Origin of the sequence: Streptomyces coffeae (assembly GCF_016741875.1) — a bacterium.
In the GTDB taxonomy this organism is placed as follows: domain Bacteria; phylum Actinomycetota; class Actinomycetes; order Streptomycetales; family Streptomycetaceae; genus Streptomyces; species Streptomyces coffeae.
Genome location: NZ_JAERRF010000019.1, coordinates 39,689 through 57,467 on the forward strand (window position 1 = coordinate 39,689; position 17,779 = coordinate 57,467).

General features: G+C 72.2%; 15 protein-coding genes. 11 read left to right on the forward strand and 4 right to left on the reverse strand.

Going from position 1 to position 17,779, the window contains the following annotated elements; all coding sequences use genetic code 11:
- The first annotated feature begins 10 nt into the window (after nucleotides 1-10).
- A complete protein-coding gene (locus tag JK363_RS27795) occupies nucleotides 11-1,438 on the forward strand; it encodes a sensor histidine kinase (RefSeq protein ID WP_201878386.1) in 1,428 nt (475 codons plus the stop codon).
- A 76-nt stretch (nucleotides 1,439-1,514) separates the two neighbouring features.
- Here JK363_RS27795 and JK363_RS27800 read toward each other — a convergent pair whose 3' ends face one another.
- The gene (locus JK363_RS27800; protein ID WP_201878388.1) at nucleotides 1,515-2,504 is read right to left on the reverse strand and encodes a TAXI family TRAP transporter solute-binding subunit; all 990 of its coding nucleotides are present in this window, start codon (nucleotides 2,502-2,504) and stop codon (nucleotides 1,515-1,517) included.
- Between the two features lie 78 nt (nucleotides 2,505-2,582).
- Between JK363_RS27800 and miaB the strand changes: the two genes are divergently transcribed.
- The 3 genes from miaB (at nucleotide 2,583) to JK363_RS27815 (ending at nucleotide 5,150) form a co-directional block, all read left to right on the forward strand.
- Nucleotides 2,583-4,073 carry a tRNA (N6-isopentenyl adenosine(37)-C2)-methylthiotransferase MiaB gene (miaB, locus tag JK363_RS27805; protein ID WP_201878390.1) on the forward strand — a complete coding sequence of 497 codons (1,491 nt, stop codon included), beginning with the start codon at nucleotides 2,583-2,585 and terminating at the stop codon, nucleotides 4,071-4,073.
- Between the two features lie 128 nt (nucleotides 4,074-4,201).
- Entirely contained in the window at nucleotides 4,202-4,378 is a 177-nt protein-coding gene (locus JK363_RS27810; protein WP_201878392.1) for a hypothetical protein, read from the forward strand.
- Nucleotides 4,379-4,388: 10 nt separating this feature from the next.
- Nucleotides 4,389-5,150: a class III extradiol dioxygenase subunit B-like domain-containing protein gene (locus JK363_RS27815; protein ID WP_201878394.1), complete on the forward strand. Its 762-nt coding sequence runs from the start codon at nucleotides 4,389-4,391 to the stop codon at nucleotides 5,148-5,150.
- Between the two features lie 106 nt (nucleotides 5,151-5,256).
- Here JK363_RS27815 and JK363_RS27820 read toward each other — a convergent pair whose 3' ends face one another.
- Complete coding sequence (locus JK363_RS27820) at nucleotides 5,257-5,535, reverse strand: antitoxin (RefSeq protein ID WP_201878400.1); 279 nt, start codon at nucleotides 5,533-5,535, stop codon at nucleotides 5,257-5,259.
- A 24-nt stretch (nucleotides 5,536-5,559) separates the two neighbouring features.
- Complete coding sequence (locus JK363_RS27825) at nucleotides 5,560-5,814, reverse strand: hypothetical protein (RefSeq protein ID WP_201878401.1); 255 nt, start codon at nucleotides 5,812-5,814, stop codon at nucleotides 5,560-5,562.
- A 184-nt stretch (nucleotides 5,815-5,998) separates the two neighbouring features.
- Here JK363_RS27825 and miaA point away from each other — a divergent pair, with 184 nt between their 5' ends.
- From miaA to hflX, 6 genes are all read left to right on the forward strand, one after another.
- Nucleotides 5,999-6,937 (forward strand): tRNA (adenosine(37)-N6)-dimethylallyltransferase MiaA, encoded by a 939-nt coding sequence (miaA, locus tag JK363_RS27830; RefSeq protein WP_201878403.1) that lies wholly within the window; start codon nucleotides 5,999-6,001, stop codon nucleotides 6,935-6,937.
- Between the two features lie 109 nt (nucleotides 6,938-7,046).
- Entirely contained in the window at nucleotides 7,047-7,526 is a 480-nt protein-coding gene (locus JK363_RS27835) for a hypothetical protein (protein WP_201878663.1), read from the forward strand.
- 200 nt (nucleotides 7,527-7,726) lie between these two features.
- Nucleotides 7,727-8,650: a diaminopimelate epimerase gene (dapF, locus tag JK363_RS27840; RefSeq protein ID WP_201878407.1), complete on the forward strand. Its 924-nt coding sequence runs from the start codon at nucleotides 7,727-7,729 to the stop codon at nucleotides 8,648-8,650.
- Between the two features lie 136 nt (nucleotides 8,651-8,786).
- A complete protein-coding gene (locus tag JK363_RS27845; protein WP_201878409.1) occupies nucleotides 8,787-10,994 on the forward strand; it encodes a RelA/SpoT family protein in 2,208 nt (735 codons plus the stop codon).
- A gap of 173 nt (nucleotides 10,995-11,167) precedes the next feature.
- Nucleotides 11,168-12,832: a M1 family metallopeptidase gene (locus tag JK363_RS27850; RefSeq protein WP_201878411.1), complete on the forward strand. Its 1,665-nt coding sequence runs from the start codon at nucleotides 11,168-11,170 to the stop codon at nucleotides 12,830-12,832.
- Between the two features lie 115 nt (nucleotides 12,833-12,947).
- Complete coding sequence (gene hflX, locus JK363_RS27855; protein ID WP_201878419.1) at nucleotides 12,948-14,444, forward strand: GTPase HflX; 1,497 nt, start codon at nucleotides 12,948-12,950, stop codon at nucleotides 14,442-14,444.
- A 194-nt stretch (nucleotides 14,445-14,638) separates the two neighbouring features.
- Here the strand turns inward: hflX and JK363_RS27860 are convergent, their stop codons facing one another.
- A complete protein-coding gene (locus JK363_RS27860) occupies nucleotides 14,639-15,814 on the reverse strand; it encodes a trypsin-like serine peptidase (protein WP_201878421.1) in 1,176 nt (391 codons plus the stop codon).
- 239 nt (nucleotides 15,815-16,053) lie between these two features.
- On the opposite strand from JK363_RS27860, the gene JK363_RS27865 reads away from it, so the two are divergent.
- The gene (locus JK363_RS27865; RefSeq protein ID WP_201878430.1) at nucleotides 16,054-17,709 is read left to right on the forward strand and encodes a diaminobutyrate--2-oxoglutarate transaminase family protein; all 1,656 of its coding nucleotides are present in this window, start codon (nucleotides 16,054-16,056) and stop codon (nucleotides 17,707-17,709) included.
- Nucleotides 17,710-17,779: the final 70 nt, after the last annotated feature.

Below are 17,779 nucleotides of genomic sequence, written 5' to 3' on the forward strand. Positions count from 1 at the left end.
GGAACCCTGGGTGCGCACTCGACTTCTTCCGCTGCTCATCGTCCTCATGGCGGGCGTGCTGCTCGCGCTGGGCTTCCCGCTGGCCGGAAGCCTGGCCGCGCGCGAACAGCAGCGGGTGGTCGTCGACCGGATCGACGACACCGCGCGGTTCGCCGCGCTGGCCCAGTTCGTCACCGCCGGGCCCTCGGACGCGGCCACCCCCGACGGGGACGAGCGCCGGGAGACCCTGCGCTCCGAACTCAAGCGTTACTACGACCTGTACGGCATCAAGGCCGGCGTCTTCTTCCGCGACCGGGACGCCCCTCCCATGGCCGAGGCGCCCGGGGGCTGGCGGCTGCCCCGCACCGGCGACGGCGCCGAGGCGTTCGACGAGGCCCTCGCCGGGCGCCGCAGCCACGATCCGCACCAGGTGTGGCCCTGGCAGCGGGGGAGGCTCACCGTGGCGTCGCCCGTCGTCCGGGACGGGGACGTGGTGGCCGTTGTCGTCACCGACTCGCCCACCGGGCAGATGCGGTCGCGCATCCTGCACGGCTGGCTGCTGATCGGCGCGGGCGAGGCCGCCGCGATGCTGCTGGCGGTGAGTGCGGCCTTCCGGCTCACCGGCTGGGTGCTGCGGCCGGTACGCGTCCTGGACACGGCCACCCACGACATCGCGACCGGCCGGATGCAGTCACGGGTCGCGGCCGCCTCCGGACCGCCCGAGCTGCGCCGACTGGCCCGTTCGTTCAACGAGATGGCGGACAACGTCGAGGAAGTCCTCGAGCAGCAGCGGGCGTTCGTCGCCGACGCCTCCCACCAGCTGCGCAATCCGTTGTCCGCACTGCTGCTGCGGATCGAGCTGCTGGCGCTGGAACTGCCCCCCGGGCACGAGGAGATCGCCTCGGTGCGCACCGAGGGCAAGCGGCTGGCCAGCGTCCTCGACGACCTCCTGGACCTGGCTCTGGCCGAGCACTCCGCCGCGGACCTTCGGGTCACCGACATCGCCGAACTGGCGGCGGACCGGGTCGGCGCCTGGCTTCCCGTCGCCGAGCGGGAGGAGGTCGGCCTCGCGTACACCGGCCCCGCGGCGGTCACCGGCTGGGCCGACCCGGTGGCCCTGTCCAGCGCGCTGGACGCCGTGGTGGACAACGCCCTGAAGTTCACGCCCGATGGGTCCCATGTGGAGGTCTCGGCGCGCACGGAAGGCGACACTGTCGCCATCACCGTGGCCGACGGCGGCCCCGGGCTGACCGAGGACGAACTGGCCCGGATCGGCGACCGCTTCTGGCGCAGCAGCCGCCACCAGAACGTCTCGGGCTCGGGCCTGGGCCTGTCCATCACCCGCGCCCTGCTGGCCGCGGGCGGGGCCACGATCGCCTACGCCCCCAATGAACCGCGCGGGCTGCGCGTCACCATCACCGTTCCGCGCACCGAGCCCCAGGGCCCGGCCGGGGCCTGACCGGGGACGGGCGCGGGCCAGGGCGTGGCCGACGGGCCACGGCGTGACCGATACGGGCCATGGCCTGACCGAGGGACTACGGCTTGACCGAGCGGTAGTAGCGCGCGGCGCCCCGGTGCAGGGCGAGCGGATCGGTGAAGACGGCGGTCCGCAGGTCCACCTTCTGGGCGGCGTGCACCCGCGCCCCGATGCGGTCCCGGTTCTCTATCACCGTGCGGGTGATGCCCTCGGCCAGATCGGGGTCGACCCGGTCCGTGGTGACCAGGAGATTCGGTACCGCGATCGTCTTGACCGGCTCCGGCCGTCGTATGTCCGCGTACGCGTCGGCGGGCACGGTCGCCGCCCGGTAGTAGCGCGTCACCCCGCCCTGCCGGTGCAGCCGGGTGGTGAGGTCGCCGAGCTGGACCAGCCGGATCGGATACGCACGGGCCAGGGTGCGCACCGCCGTGGTCGGCAGTCCGCCCGACCAGAAGAAGGCGTCCAGCTTCCCCTGCCGCAGCAGCTTCGGCATCGTGTCGATCCCGGCCCGGACCGCCGTGATGTCCTTGTCGAAGTCGACCCCGGCGGCCTTCAGCAGCGCCCGGGTGATCAGCTGGACGCCCGAGCCGTCGCCGCCCACGCCGACCCTCAGATGCCGCAGGTCCCGCGCCGAGCGCACTTTCGAGCCGCGGGGCACGACCAGCTGCATGTAATCGTCGTAGAGCCGCGCGCACGCCCGCAGCCGGCCTGCGTCCTTGCCGTGGTAGGCGGCGACGGCGTCGGTGGCGGCGATGGCGAAGGTGGCCCTGCCTGTCGCCAGCCGCTCGACGTTGTCGGGTGAGCCATGGGACTGCATCAGATCGACGTCCACGTCCGGCAGGTCCCGGGCCAGGTCCTGTTTGAGCATCTGGCCATAGGTGTCGTAGACCCCGGTGGAGACCCCGGTCGCGAAGGTGACCCGTCCGCTGGGTGAGGTCCCGCCGCCGACCGGCAGCAGCCACCACAGCAGCAGCGCGAGGACGACCAGGCCCGCGGCAGCGGACTGCACGGCGCGGCGCCGGTCGAGACGCGGAAGGGTGACGGCCATGACCGCGATCCTGCCAGGCTTGCTCCCGGGAAGGGAGGGGCGGGGGAGGCGGGTGACCCCGTACCCTGGTCGATTGAGATGAGTGCGAAGACTTACGAGGTGCGCACCTACGGGTGCCAGATGAACGTCCACGACTCCGAGCGGCTCTCCGGCCTCCTGGAAGGCGCGGGCTATGTACGCGCGCCCGAGGGCACCGGTGAGGGCGAGGCCGACATCGTCGTCTTCAACACCTGTGCGGTGCGGGAGAACGCCGACAACCGGCTCTACGGCAACCTGGGCCGACTGGCGCCGATCAAGGCGCGACGGCCGGGTATGCAGATCGCCGTCGGCGGGTGTCTGGCCCAGAAGGACCGCGACACCATCGTGAAGAAGGCGCCCTGGGTGGACGTCGTCTTCGGTACGCACAACATCGGCAGCCTGCCGGTCCTTCTGGAGCGCGCCCGTGTCCAGGAGGAGGCGCAGGTCGAGATCGCCGAGTCGCTGGAGGCATTCCCCTCCACGCTGCCGACGCGGCGGGAGTCCGCCTACGCCGCGTGGGTCTCCATCTCCGTCGGCTGCAACAACACCTGCACCTTCTGCATCGTCCCGGCGCTGCGCGGCAAGGAGAAGGACCGCCGCCCCGGCGACATCCTCGCCGAGGTCGAGGCGCTGGTCGCCGAGGGCGTCACCGAGATCACCCTGCTCGGCCAGAACGTGAACGCGTACGGGTCGGACATCGGCGACCGCGAGGCGTTCAGCAAGCTGCTGCGGGCCTGCGGCAAGGTCGAGGGCCTGGAACGGGTCCGGTTCACCTCCCCGCACCCCCGGGACTTCACGGACGACGTCATCACCGCCATGGCGGTGACGGAGAACGTGATGCCCCAGCTGCACATGCCGCTCCAGTCCGGCTCGGACACCGTGCTGAAGGCGATGCGCCGCTCCTACCGGCAGGAGCGCTACCTCGGCATCATCGAGAAGGTGCGCGCCGCGCTGCCGCACGCCGCCATCTCGACCGACATCATCGTCGGCTTCCCCGGGGAGACGGACGAGGACTTCGAGCAGACGCTGCACGTGGTGCGCGAGGCGCGGTTCGCGCAGGCGTTCACCTTCCAGTACTCCAAGCGGCCCGGGACCCCGGCCGCCGAGATGGACGGACAGGTGCCCAAGGCCGTCGTCCAGGAGCGCTACGAGCGGCTGGTCGCCCTCCAGGAGGAGATCTCCTGGGAGGAGAACAAGAAGCAGGTCGGCCGGACGCTGGAGGTGCTGGTCGCGGAGGGCGAGGGCCGTAAGGACGACGCCACCCGGCGGCTGTCCGGCCGCGCCCCCGACAACCGTCTGGTCCACTTCGCCCGGCCCGAGGAGCCGGTGCGCCCCGGTGATGTCGTCACGGTCGACATCACCTACGCCGCACCGCACCATCTGCTCGCCGAGGGCCCGGCCCGCGGTGTGCGGCGCACCCGCGCGGGCGACGCCTGGGAGCGGCGGAACGCCGCGGAACAGAAGAAGTCCGCGGGTGTCATGCTCGGGCTGCCGACCGTCGGCGCCCCGGCACCCGCGCCCGCACCGGCCGCGGGCTGCGGCTGCGACTGACGCGGCTGACGTGGGCTGACGGGACCGGTGCGACGGGTACGGACCGACGGGGCCGACAAGGCCGCACCACTCGATCACCGCGCTGGGGCATGTCCGGGGCACCCGCGAGGAGGCCCTGGAGGCGCTGCGTGCGCGCGCTGCACTACCAGCCGCGCCATCCGGTGCATCCGCACCGCAAGCTGGTCTACCGGGACGGGGACGTCCTCCTGATGGTCCTGGAAGCCATGGCCGGCAACTACTGCTACCGGTTCCGGGTCGCCGAGCTGCTGTGGGACCCGGCACCCCGGCCCGAACCCGCCGGATAGGCTGCCGATCATGCTGATCGCCGCCGCCGTCTGCCCGTGCCCGCCGCTCCTGGTGCCCGAGGTCGCCGCCGGGGCCGCTCCCGAGCTGGACCCGCTGCGCTCGGCGTGCGCCGACGCCATCGGGGTGGTCGCGGCGGCACGGCCGGAGCGGCTGATCGTGGTCGGTCCCGCCGACCCGGCCGACCGGGGGACCCATCCGCAGGGGGCGGGCGGATCCTTCCGCGGCTTCGGTGTGGATCTCCAGGTGCGGCTGGGCGGCCCGGCCGCGGAGGTGGGGGGATCCGCCCCCGCCCCGGACGGGGCGGGCCCGGCCTCCGCCGGGAAGCGGCTGCTGCCGCCGTCCCTCGCGGTCGGCGCCTGGCTGCTGGAGCACGCGGGGTGGGGCGGTACCGCGCCGGTCGAGGGACTGGGTGTGGGGGAACCTCTCGCCGCCGAGCGGTGTAAAGAAGTCGGAAGGGAGCTCGCAGCGGGGCCGGGCCGGGTCGCGCTGCTGGTGATGGCCGACGGCAGCGCGTGCCGGACGCTGAAGGCCCCGGGCTATCTCGACGAGCGGGCCGCGGCGTTCGACGCCGCGGTGGCGCGGGCGCTGGAGTCGGCCGACACGGCGGCCCTCGCCGCACTGGACGAGGAGTTGGCGCGGGAGCTCAAGGCAGCTGGTCGTGCGCCGCTCCAGGTGCTCGCGGGGGCGGGTGAGGGGGCGGTGCTGAAGGGGGAGTTGCGGTATGACGAGGCGCCGTACGGCGTGGGGTATTTCGTGGCCAGCTGGTCCTAGGACTGGCCCTGGGGCGGGGGCCGCGGCGCGCGCGAGACCGCGCGGGCACGGCCGCGGGGCGGGGTGCTCCGCGGCCGCGCACCGACGGGGACCGGACGGGCGGGGATCAGGTTTCTTCGCCGCCGGGGGCCTTGCCCCCGCCCTGGTCGTCGCCTCTGCCCTTTTCCTTGTGCTCGTCCATGTGGGAGAGGCGGTTGAGGGCACCCTTCGCCTTGCCCGTGCCAGATTCGATCTTGCCGGTGTACTTGCCCTTGGTCTTGGAGTCGACCGTCTTGGCGGCCTTGTCCAGCCCTCGCTCGATCTTCGCCTCGTGCTGCTGGGCGAAGGTGCCGGCCTTGCCCTTCATGAGACCGGCCTTGGCCTTGAGATTGTCCATCAGGCCCATGGGCCACCTTCCCTCGTCGAATGGCTAGGTGCGGGCGCTCTCACCAGCGTCGCTGTCGGCCGACTCCTCGACCGACAGCTGCTTGGGGATCCCGGCACCTTCGCTCGCCACGGTCTCCTCCTCGCTCCGCACCGCCTCCGCCGTGTCCTGGGCGGCGACGGTCCCGGACGCAGGCTCCGCCGTCACGGGGTCGGCCGCCGTGGCCTTCTCGGCCGGCGACTCCTCGGACGAACGCCCCGCCTCCTTCGACGCACGACGAAACCTGGAAAACACGCCCATATCTACTCCATACCCTACTCGTGTGGGCGAAATCCCGTGCCGCTCGGAGCGTCCCATTGCGCCACCCGCGGAGACCGGTTTCCCCGATCCGGTCCTAGGAATCTCGCAACAGGCAACGAACCCGGCGGTATCCCGTCACGTCGCTCGTTCGAGGAACCCCACGGGGGTTTGGGAGACTGGTGCGGTGAATACAGCAGGCCACCCGCCGCGAGTCATCGCCGTCGTCGGCCCCACCGCGGCCGGAAAGTCCGATCTGGGCGTCGCCCTCGCCCGCCATCTCGACGGCGAGGTCGTCAATGCCGATTCCATGCAGCTCTACCGGGGCATGGACATCGGCACCGCCAAGCTGACGGAGGACGAGCGGCAGGGCGTGCCGCACCGGCTCCTGGACATCTGGGACGTCACCCAGGCGGCCAGCGTCGCCGAGTACCAGCGGCTGGCCCGCGCGGAGATGGACCGGCTGCTCGCCGAGGGCCGCACCCCCATCCTGGTCGGCGGCTCCGGCCTGTACGTCCGTGGCGCCATCGACGCGCTCGACTTCCCGGGCACCGACCCCGCCGTCCGGGCCCGGCTCGAGGCCGAGCTGGCCGAGCACGGCCCGGGGGCCCTGCACACCCGGCTCGCGGCCGCCGACCCCGAGGCGGCGCGGGCGATCCTGCCGAGCAACGGCCGCCGGGTGGTGCGGGCGCTGGAGGTCATCGAGATCACCGGCCGCCCCTTCACTGCCAATCTGCCGGGCCACGAGGCCGTCTACGACACCCTCCAGATCGGTGTCGACGTCGAGCGGCCCGAGCTGGACGAGCGGATCGCGCTGCGGGTGGACCGGATGTGGGAGGCCGGGCTGGTGGAGGAGGTCCGCCGGCTGGAGGGCATCGGGCTGCGGTCGGGCCGTACCGCCTCCCGGGCGCTCGGCTACCAGCAGGTGCTGGCCGCCCTCGCGGGGGAGTGCACCGAGGACGAGGCGCGGGCCGAGACGGTGCGTGCCACCAAGCGGTTCGCCCGTCGTCAGGACTCCTGGTTCCGCCGTGATCCGCGGGTGCACTGGCTCAGCGGTGCCGCCGAGCGGCGCGTGGGACTTCTGGCGAACGCCCTCGCGTTGGTTGAACGGGCGGTCACAGCCTGATCACGTGATGGCATCGGGACGCTCCGCTCGTCATTCGGCCCCCCGCGGGCATGCCATCATCAAGCTCCGATCGTGACCGTGGTGTCTGGAGTTGGGAGGGCGTGTGGCGATGGAGGCCGGCCCTCGCGACGCATCGCAGCAATCGCCGCACGGCGACCCGGAGCCACTGACCACGGACGGTCCCGACGGTGATGGGCCCCTCCATGAGCCTGGCGCACCGGCCCTCGACGACCCCGGTGAGCCGGTCTCCGAGGAGTCCTTCAGCGAGCTGCGCCCGCCGCGCAGGCTGCGGGTCTGGCAGATCGCGCCCATCGTCGGCCTGGCCATCCTCGGCTCGCTCATGTTCGCCTTCCCGCTCGCCTTCGAGTTCGGCGACGGCGGGGCGGTGGTGGCCATGCTCGGTCTGCTGCTCAGCGGCTGCGCCGCGGGGTGGGGGCTGATGGCGGCCCGCCGGGTGGGCTACACCTGGCCCGGACTGCCGCCCCGGGGCTCCGGCCGCCGCCCCGACTGGCGCTTCGTCCTGCTCTACATCGGGATCGTGGCGCTGCTCGCGGCGCTCACCTTCTGGCGGGTGGCACGGCTCCGCTAGGCCCGCCGCGGCATGGTCCCGCCCCTTGCGGATCCCGTCCGCGCTGATCGTTACCCGACGGCGCCCGCCCGTCCTGCGGGCCTGGCCATTCTGCGCGCCCGGTCGTTCCGTGGGCCTGGCAGTTCTGCGCGGTTGACCGTTCCGTGGCGGCCCGCCGGGCACCGGACGACGCCGTGCGGGGCGCACCGTAGGATCGAGGAATGAGCACCAGGCCCCGGCTGCCCTTCCTCAAGGGGCACGGCACCGAGAACGACTTTGTCATCGTCCCCGACCTGGACGGGCACCTCGACCTGTCCGCGGCCGCCGTCGCCCGGATCTGCGACCGCCGCGCCGGTGTCGGCGGCGACGGGCTGATCCGCGTCGTGCGGTCCTCGGCGCACCCCGAGGCGCGGGCGATGGCCGACCGGGCCGAGTGGTTCATGGACTACCGCAACAGCGACGGCAGCATCGCCGAGATGTGTGGCAACGGCGTGCGTGTCTTCGCCCGCTACCTCCAGCGGGCCGGGCTCGCCGAGGAGGGCGACCTCACCATCGCGACCCGGGCCGGGGTGCGCCGGATCCACATCGCCAAGGCCGCCGACGGCACGGACGGGGCCGCGGTGGGCGGCGAGGGCGCGATCACCGTCGAGATGGGCAAGGCCCTGCTGCCCGAGCCCGGCCCCGAAGGTGGCATCACCGTCTCGGTCGGCGAGCGCAACTGGCCCGCCCACCATGTGAACATGGGCAATCCGCACGCCGTCGCGTTCGTCGACGACCTCGGCCACGCCGGGAACCTGTTCACCGCCCCCGGCGTGCGCCCCGCAGCGGCGTATCCGCACGGCACCAACGTGGAGTTCGTCGTGGACCGCGGCCCCCGCCATGTCGCGATGCGGGTGCATGAGCGCGGCTCCGGCGAGACTCGTTCCTGCGGTACCGGCGCCTGCGCCGTGATGGTGGCCGCCGCGCGGCGCGACGGGGCCGATCCGGCGGTCACCGGACGCCCCGTCAGCTACACCGTGGACGTACCCGGAGGCCGCCTTGTGATCAGCGAGCGGCCGGACGGTACGGTGGAGATGACCGGCCCTGCCGTGATCGTGGCCGAGGGGGAGTTCGACGCCGCCTGGCTGGACACGGCCCTCGGCTGACACCTCCCTCGAATGGGTGATCCGTTTCACTCTGGGCGAGAGCCGGTCGGCCGTGCGTGGTGGGCTCGATAGCATCAAGCACCGGCCCCGGGGGAGTGCCCACGCCGGTTGACGCTCGACGCCGCCGGAGGTGCCCATGAGCGCAGAGGCCACCGACCACGCCGCTCTCGGCCGCAGGCGCGGCCTCCCCCGCATCGACCTGCGCAATCTCCGCAGGTTCAGCCGGGCGGCCCTGCTGGGGCCGACGGCTCGCGGCCGTCTGCCGGACGCGATCGAGCATGTGGCCAAGGTCCATCGCGCCTATCACCCCGGCGCGGATCTGGACGTTCTGCGACAGGCGTATGTCCTCGCCGAGTCCTCCCACCGCGGCCAGATGCGCAAAAGCGGTGAGCCGTACATCACACATCCGCTGGCCGTCACGCTGATCCTGGCCGAACTGGGCGCCGAGACCACGACCTTGACGGCGTCTCTCCTCCACGACACGGTCGAGGACACCGAGGTGACCCTCGATCAGGTGGGTGAGCAGTTCGGCAAGGAGGTGCGCTATCTCGTCGACGGCGTCACCAAGTTGGAGAAGGTCGACTACGGGGCGGCGGCCGAGCCCGAGACCTTCCGCAAGATGCTCGTCGCCACCGGCAACGACGTCCGGGTGATGTCCATCAAACTCGCCGACCGGCTGCACAACATGCGCACCCTCGGCGTGATGCGCCCCGAGAAACAGGCGCGCATCGCGAAGGTCACCCGCGATGTGCTGATCCCCCTCGCCGAACGGCTCGGCGTCCAGGCGCTCAAAACCGAGCTGGAGGACCTGGTTTTCGCCATCCTCCACCCCGAGGAGTACACCCGCACCCGCGAACTGCTCCAGGCCCACGCCAACAGCCCCGACCCACTGGCCCGCGCCGCCGAGGACGTACGGGGCGTGCTGCACGAGGCGGGCATCGCCGCCGAAGTCCTTGTCCGGCCACGGCACTTCGTCTCGGTCCACCGGGTCGGGCGCAAACGCGGCGAGCTGACCGGCGCCGACCTCGGGCGGCTGCTGGTACTCGTCGCCGAGGACGCGGACTGCTACGCGGTCCTCGGCGAGCTGCACACCTGTTTCACCCCGGTCATCTCGGAGTTCAAGGACTTCATCGCGGTCCCCAAGTTCAACCTGTACCAGTCGCTGCACACGGCCGTGGCCGGGCGCGGCGGCGATGTGGCCGAAATCCTCATCCGCACCCACCAGATGCACCGGGTGGCGGAGGCCGGGGTGATCGCCCTCGGCAACCCCTATGCCCCCAGTGAGACCGCCGACGCACCCGAGGGCGAGCGGGCCGACCCCACCGAGGGCGAGCGGGCCGACCCCACCCGCCCCGGCTGGCTGTCCCGGCTGCTCGAATGGCAGAGCGCCACCCCCGATCCGGACATCTTCTGGACCTCGCTCCGCGACGACCTCGCCCAGGACCGGGAGATCACCGTCTTCCGGTCCGACGGAGGCACGCTCGGCCTGCCCGCCGGGGCCAGCTGTGTGGACGCGGCGTACGCCCAGTACGGCGAGGACGCCCACGCCTGTATCGGCGCCCGGGTCAACGGCCGGATCGCGACGCTCAGTACGGTGCTGCGCGACGGTGACACGCTCCAGCTGCTGATGGCCCCCGACGCCCAGGACGCGGCCTCCCACGGGCCGTCGCCGAAGTGGCTGGACCATGCCCGCACCCCGGCCGCGCGTATCGCCATCAACCGCTGGCTGGCCGCCCATCCGGCCCACCCCGAGCAGCAGCCCCAGCAGCCCCGGGACCGGGGCGGGGAAGCGCAGACCGAAGGCGACCAGGACACGGCGTCCCCGGCGGCCCGGGTGGTCGCCCCGGCGGGCGGCGCGGGACGCGGCGAGGCGGGCATTGTCGTCGATCTGCCCGGCGCCACCGTGCGGCTCGCCCGCTGCTGCACCCCGGTGCCGCCGGACGCGGTTACCGGCTTCGCGGTGCGCGGCGGTGCCGTCACCGTCCACCGTGAGGGGTGCTCCGGTGCGGGGCGGATGATCGCGGCCGGGCGCAAGGCGGTCGGGGTGCACTGGGCGGACGAGGGCGACAGCGACAGGAGCGGCGACTACCGCGTCACCCTCTTCGCCGAGGCGTTCAGCCGGCCGCATCTGCTCGCCGATCTCACCGAGGCGATCGCCGCCGAGGGCACCGAGGTGGTCGCCGCCGCCGTCGAGCCTCCGCGCGAGCAGCGGGTCCGGCACACCTACACGCTCCAACTGCCCGACGCGGGCCGACTGCCGGCGCTGATGCGGGCGATGCGCAATGTCCCCGGGGTCTACGACGTGACGCGGGAGAGCAGGAGCATGGCGGACGCACGTTCGTGAAACCGTGCTCCTGAATCCGCGCTCCCACTGCTGAACCGTTCCGAGCCCGCGCCTTCGCCGCCCTGACCCCGTTTCGCGGGCCGGACCGGGCTCCGTGACTTTCCGCAACTCCTTCGGGTGGATCCGGGCCTGGCCGGACTGCGCCCGCACCGGGGCGCTGATAGCCGTAGGGCATGAGCCATTCCCCGGGGCCTCGCCCCTGGCCCCCGCCGCGTACCGGGCGTCACAGGGCCGCCCTCGCGGCCGTCTCCATGGCGGCCGCCCTGACCGCGGTCGGCCCGTCCTCCGCCGCGGGCCGGATCTCGGCGTCGGCCCCGGGAACGTCCAAGGGGCCGCGGGCTCTGGGTATCGGCGACCCGCTGTACCCGAACCTGGGCAACCCCGGGTACGACGTCTCCGCGTACGACATCGCCTTCGACTACCGGCGTGCCGACCGGCCACTGGGCACCGTTACCACGATCGCCGCCCGCGCCACCGCCCCGCTGCGCACCATCAATCTCGACTTCGCGGAGGGCAGCGTGCGCTCCGTACGAGTCAACGGCGCACCCGCGCGGTTCACCGCCGCCGACGAGGACCTGGTGATCACGCCGCCCTCGCGGATCACGACAGGCGACACCTTCGAGATCACCGTCCGGCACACCAGCGATCCGCGCGACGCGGCGAACGGCGGCTGGGTCCGCACTCGCGACGGGCTCGCCATGGCCAACCAGGCCGATGCCGCCCATCGGGTCTTCCCCTGCAATGACCATCCGTCCGACAAGGCCCGCTTCACCTTCCGGATCACCGCTCCCCGTGACCTCACAGTCGTGGCGGGCGGCCTGCCGCTGGAGCGGGTGCGCAAAGCGGCACGGACCACCTGGGCGTACCGCCTCGCTCACCCCATGGCCACCGAGCTGGCCCAGGTCTCCATCGGGCGTTCCGCCGTATCGCGCCGTACCGGGCCGCACGGGCTGCCGGTGCGTGATGTTGTGCCCGCCGCGGACCGGAAGCGGCTGGAGCCCTGGCTGTCGCGCACTCCCGGCCAGCTGGCCTGGATGGAGAAGAAGACCGGGCCGTATCCCTTCGAGACCTACGGTCTGCTGATCGCGGGCGCCAGTACCGGCTTCGAGCTGGAGACACAGACGCTCTCCCTCTTCGAGCGCAGTCTGTTCACCGGCCAGGGCCTGCCCCGCTGGTATCTCGAGTCGATCATGGTGCATGAGCTGGCGCACCAGTGGTTCGGCGACAGCGTCGCCCCGCGTCGCTGGTCGGACCTGTGGCTCAACGAAGGTCATGCCACCTGGTACGAGGCGCTCTACGCGGACGAACGGGGCAAGGCGAGCCTGGAGCGGCGGATGCGCGAGGCGTACCGGCAGTCCGACGGCTGGCGCGCCGCCGGAGGGCCGCCCGCCGCGCCCAAGCCCGCCGAACCCGGCCAGCAGATCGGTATCTTCCGCCCGATCGTGTACGACGGCAGCGCCCTGGTCCTGTACGCGCTGCGGCAGCACATCGGGCGGGAGGCGTTCGAACGGCTGGAGCGGCAGTGGGTGCTCCGTCACCGCGATGGCGTCGCCTCCACCACGGACTTCGTCCGTCTCGCCTCGGAGGTGGCGGGCCGTGATCTTGCTGGGTTCCTGAACCCGTGGCTGTACGGCGCGAAGACGCCGCCGATGCCCGGCCATCCCACCTGGAAGTCCGCGCCGAAGGAGGAGGCGGGGACGGACGCGAAGGCCGGGCGGAAGGTGCGGACGGAGCCGGGTACGCGGGCGGGCGCCGGAGGCGGAGCCCGCGCGGGGGCGAAGCCCGGTTGGTTGTCCACGGGGCGCCACCCCCCGCATCCGCCCGTGAAACCCGAGTGACGGCCCGGGCGCCGCGTGGGACCATCGAGGGGTCGGCGTCGCGGTCGGCCGCGGGAATCCCGCGGGCCCGTCACGCGTTGTCGGTAGAGACATGTCCCACGACGTAAGGATTCCTTTGACCCACTCCTCTTCCCTTCCGCAGGACCGGCAGCGCCCCGCCGAGAGCCTTCGGGCCGACGCCCTGATGGAAGAGGACGTCGCCTGGAGTCACGCGATCGACGAGGAGCGTGACGGCGACCAGTACGACCGCTCCGACCGTGCCGCGCTGCGGCGCGTGGTGGGACTCTCCACCGAGCTCGAGGACGTCACCGAGGTCGAGTACCGGCAGCTGCGCCTGGAGCGCGTGGTGCTGGTCGGCGTCTGGACGTCCGGCACGATCCAGGACGCCGAGAACTCCCTGGCCGAGCTGGCCGCCCTCGCGGAGACCGCGGGCGCCCTGGTGCTCGACGGGGTCACCCAGCGCCGTAACAAGCCGGATCCGGCCACCTACATCGGCTCCGGCAAGGCTGAGGAGCTGCGTGACATCGTGATCGAGTCGGGCGCGGACACCGTCGTCTGCGACGGTGAGCTGAGCCCCGGCCAGCTGATCCACCTCGAGGACGTCGTCAAGGTCAAGGTGGTCGACCGCACCGCCCTGATCCTCGACATCTTCGCCCAGCACGCCAAGTCCCGGGAGGGCAAGGCGCAGGTCTCGCTCGCGCAGATGCAGTACATGCTGCCGCGGCTGCGCGGCTGGGGTCAGTCGCTGTCCCGGCAAATGGGTGGTGGTGGCTCCGGCTCCTCGGGCGGCGGTATGGCCACCCGTGGTCCCGGTGAGACCAAGATCGAGACGGACCGCCGCCGCATCCGCGAGAAGATGGCGAAGATGCGCCGCGAGATCGCCGAGATGAAGACCGGCCGCGACATCAAGCGGCAGGAGCGCCGGCGGAACAAGGTCCCCTCGGTCGCCATCGCCGGATACACCAACGCGGGCAAGTCCTCGCTGCTCAACCGGCTCACCGGTGCGGGCGTCCTGGTGGAGAACGCGCTGTTCGCCACCCTGGACCCGACCGTGCGGCGGGCCGAGACTCCCAGCGGGCGGTTCTACACCCTGGCGGACACCGTCGGGTTTGTGCGCCATCTGCCGCACCACCTCGTGGAGGCGTTCCGCTCCACCATGGAGGAGGTCGGCGACGCCGATCTGATCCTGCATGTGGTGGACGGCTCGCATCCGGCACCGGAGGAGCAGCTGGCCGCCGTGCGCGAGGTGATCCGCGATGTGGGCGCCGTCGAGGTGCCCGAGATCGTGGTGATCAACAAGGCGGATATGGCCGACCCGCTGGTCCTCCAGCGGCTGCTGCGCCTGGAGCGGCGCGCGATGGCGGTGTCGGCCCGTACCGGGCGTGGCATCGACGAGCTGCTCGCCGTGATCGACGAGGAGCTGCCGCGGCCGCAGGTCGAGATCGAGGCCCTGGTGCCCTACACCGAGGGCAAGCTGGTCTCGCGTACCCACGCCGACGGTGAAGTGATCTCCGAGGAGCACACCCCGGAGGGCACGCTGCTCAAGGCGCGAGTACACCAAGAGCTGGCGGCCGAGCTGAAGCGGTACGCACCGGCGGCGGCATCGCGGTAGCCTTCGGCCTCCCGCTGCGCGGCCCGTGCCGATGACGGCGCGGCATCTGCTACGACGAGGGCCCGCCCCCGGATCTCCCGGGGGCGGGCCCTCGTCTGTGTGGATGCTCCGGCGCACCGATGTGCGGCTGCGGCAATCTGTGCGGGTGCGCGGCGGGACGGGCCCACCGCGCACCTACTGGCTCATCTGACAGCTCACTGGTTGGCGAACTTCTTGCTCACCGCGTTGTAGACGCCCTTGGCCTCGGGGCCGAGGTGCGGACCGGCCAGCCAGGTCGCGTTGGACGGGCCTATGGAGGTGTTGGACACCAGCGCGGGCTTGCCGTCGGAGCCCTTGGCGACCCAGCCGCCGCCGGACGAACCGGCGGTCATGGTGCAGCCGATGCGGTACATGGTCGGCTGCTTGGCGTCCAGCGACAGCCGTCCCGGCTTGTCCGCGCACTGGTTCATCTTCTGGCCGTCGAACGGCGGGGCGGCCGGGTAACCGGTGGCCGTGATGTCGTTGATGGACTTCACCGCCGGGGCGTTGAAGTCGACCGGCAGCGCGCCCCCGACCGTCTCCTCCAGCGACTTGCCACCGCTGTTCTCCGGCTTCACATGGATCACGGCGAAGTCGTAAGGAGCGCCCTTGCCGCCGACCGCCGCCCCGTTGTCGATCCACTGCGAGGACGTCTGCGCCCAGTCGGCCCACCAGACGCCCTTGGGCGCGAGCTCCTCCTTGGTGGCGTTCTTCAGGTCGGCCGCCGACTTACCGGCGTCGTTGTAGGAGGGGACGAACATCAGGTTCTTGTACCAGCCGCCGCCCTTGCCCGCGTGGACGCAGTGGCCCGCGGTCCACACCATGTTGGACTTCCCGGGGTGCGCGGGGTCCTTGACCACCGTCGCGGAGCAGACCATCGATCCTTCGGGGCTGTCGAAGAAGACCTTGCCCGCGTAGGGGACCTTGGCGCTGTACGGGCGGGCGACCTCCTTGGCCGTGACCGGCTTCGGATCGGGGTCGGTCACACCCTGGTCGTCCGCGATGTCGCCGTCGTCGACCGGCTTGTCGGGCTCCTGCGCGTCCCGCATCCGATCCGGCTTCCACAGACCCTTGATGATCGGGTTGATGAAGTCACCGGCCTCGCGCAGCCAGTCGTCCTTGTTCCACTTGTTCCAGGCGCCGTTCTTCCACTCGTCGAGATCGACGCCGAGGTTCTTCAGCCTGTCGTTGAGGTCGTCGGGCAGCTTGATGTCACCCGTGCCCTGCTGGCCCGATGACGCGGGCGCCTTGGACTCGGTCGTGTCGTCCGACGAGCCGCACGCGGTGGCGGTGAGCGCCAGCACGGCGGTGACGGCGGCCACGGCCAGCGCGGGTCGGCGTGTGGATGGCATCGGCGGAACTCCCCCTGGTGTTCTGAGCTGCTCAGCGTCCTGTGTGGATTTGTCATGCACCGCCCCGGGCGACGGGACGGTACCCCACTATGCCCGTGCCGCCTACGACGGCTGAAGGCGGGTCCCTGGTTCCCGGCACGGCAAGGATCTTCGGTCAGCCCGTGATCCCGCGGCTGACCCGTCGTTGGTACGTACGGGGGACTGTCGGAGGGCGTTCAGCAGCAGGAGGACCGTGAGCGATGGCCGTGACCCAGCTCCCGCCGATGCCCCTGCCCGGTGCGCCCGACGGTGGCGGGAGCGGTGCCCAGGGCATTCTGCGGCGCCAGGCGCTGCGTGAGTCCGCCGCCCGCACCTCTGCGCGGGCCCTGCCCATCGTGCCGGTGCGCGCGCGAGGGCTGACGATCGAGGGAGTCGACGGCCGCCGCTATCTCGACTGCCGCTCCGGGGCCGGGACGCTGGCATTGGGGCACAACCACCCGGTGGTGCTGGAGGCCATCCGTGGTGTCCTGGACTCGGGAGCACCGCTCCAGGTCCTGGATCTGGCCACACCGGTCAAAGACGCCTTCACCGAGGAGCTGTTCACCACGCTGCCGCCCGAACTCGCCCGCCGCGCACGGGTGCAGTTCTGCGGACCGGCGGGCACGGACGCCGTCGAGGCCGCACTCAAGCTGGTGCGGATGGCCACCGGGCGGGACGGACTGCTGGCTTTCTCCGGGGCCTACCACGGGATGACGGCCGGGGCGCTGGCCGCGTCCGGCGGTGCTGCCTCGAGGACCACGACCCGGCTGCCCTTCCCCTACGACTACCGCTGCCCTTTCGGCGTGGGCGGGGAGCGCGGCGCGGAACTCTCGGCGCGCTGGACGGAGAGCCTCCTCGACGACCCCAAGGGCGGGGTGGGCACCCCCGCCGGGATGATCCTGGAACCGGTCCAGGGCGAGGGAGGCGTGATCCCCGCTCCCGACGCCTGGCTGCGGCGGATGCGGGAGATCACCGAGGCCCGCTCCATCCCGCTCATCGTGGACGAGGTCCAGACCGGCGTCGGGCGTACCGGCGCCTTCTGGGCGGTGCAGCACAGCGGTGTGGTGCCGGATGTGATGGTGCTGTCGAAGGCCATCGGCGGCAGTATGCCGCTGGCCGTCGTCGTCTACCACGAGGAGCTGGACGCCTGGCGTCCTGGCGCCCACGCGGGCACCTTCCGGGGCAACCAACTGGCCATGGCCGCGGGCGCGGTGACCCTCGCGTACGTACGGGAGAACCACCTCGCGGAGCGCGCCGCCGCCCTCGGCGAGCGCATGCTGCACCGCCTGCGCCAACTCGCCGATCGTCACCCCCACATCGGAGACGTACGCGGCCGCGGCCTCATGATCGGCCTCGAACTGGTCAACCCCGAAGCCGAGCGGATGGGGGCTGAGCAGATCGGGCCCGGCCTGACGGTCGCCGGTCCGACTGGGGCTCAGCTGACGGGGGTTGCGTTGGCACGCGCTGGGCTGACGGGTTCTGTCGCCCCGGACGCCGGGCAGCCGTGGGCCGTCGGCCCGGGCGCGGAGGGCCGTGCCAAGCGTCCGGATGCCGTGGGTCCGGATGCCATGGCTCCGGGAACGGAGGGCCGTGGCGCTGGATCTCCGAGGTGCGGTGCCCCGGGGGCTCGGCCCGCCGCGCCGATGCTCGCGGCAGCAGTCCAGCAGGAATGTCTGCGCCGTGGCCTGATCGTCGAACTGGGCGGCCGCCACGCCGCGGTCATTCGCCTCCTTCCGCCGCTGACCATTACCGACGAACAGGCCGAAGCGGTGCTGGACCGCCTCGCCGACGCCCTCGATGCCGCGATCCGCGCCGCCGGAGTCCCTGGTCCCGAACAGCCGCCGCCCGCACCGCCGTTAGCCGGAGACCACCGGTGACGCGTCCCGCACCGGCATCACCGCACCCCCACCGCACCAGCGAAGGAGGCAGGCACCGGGCCCACGGACC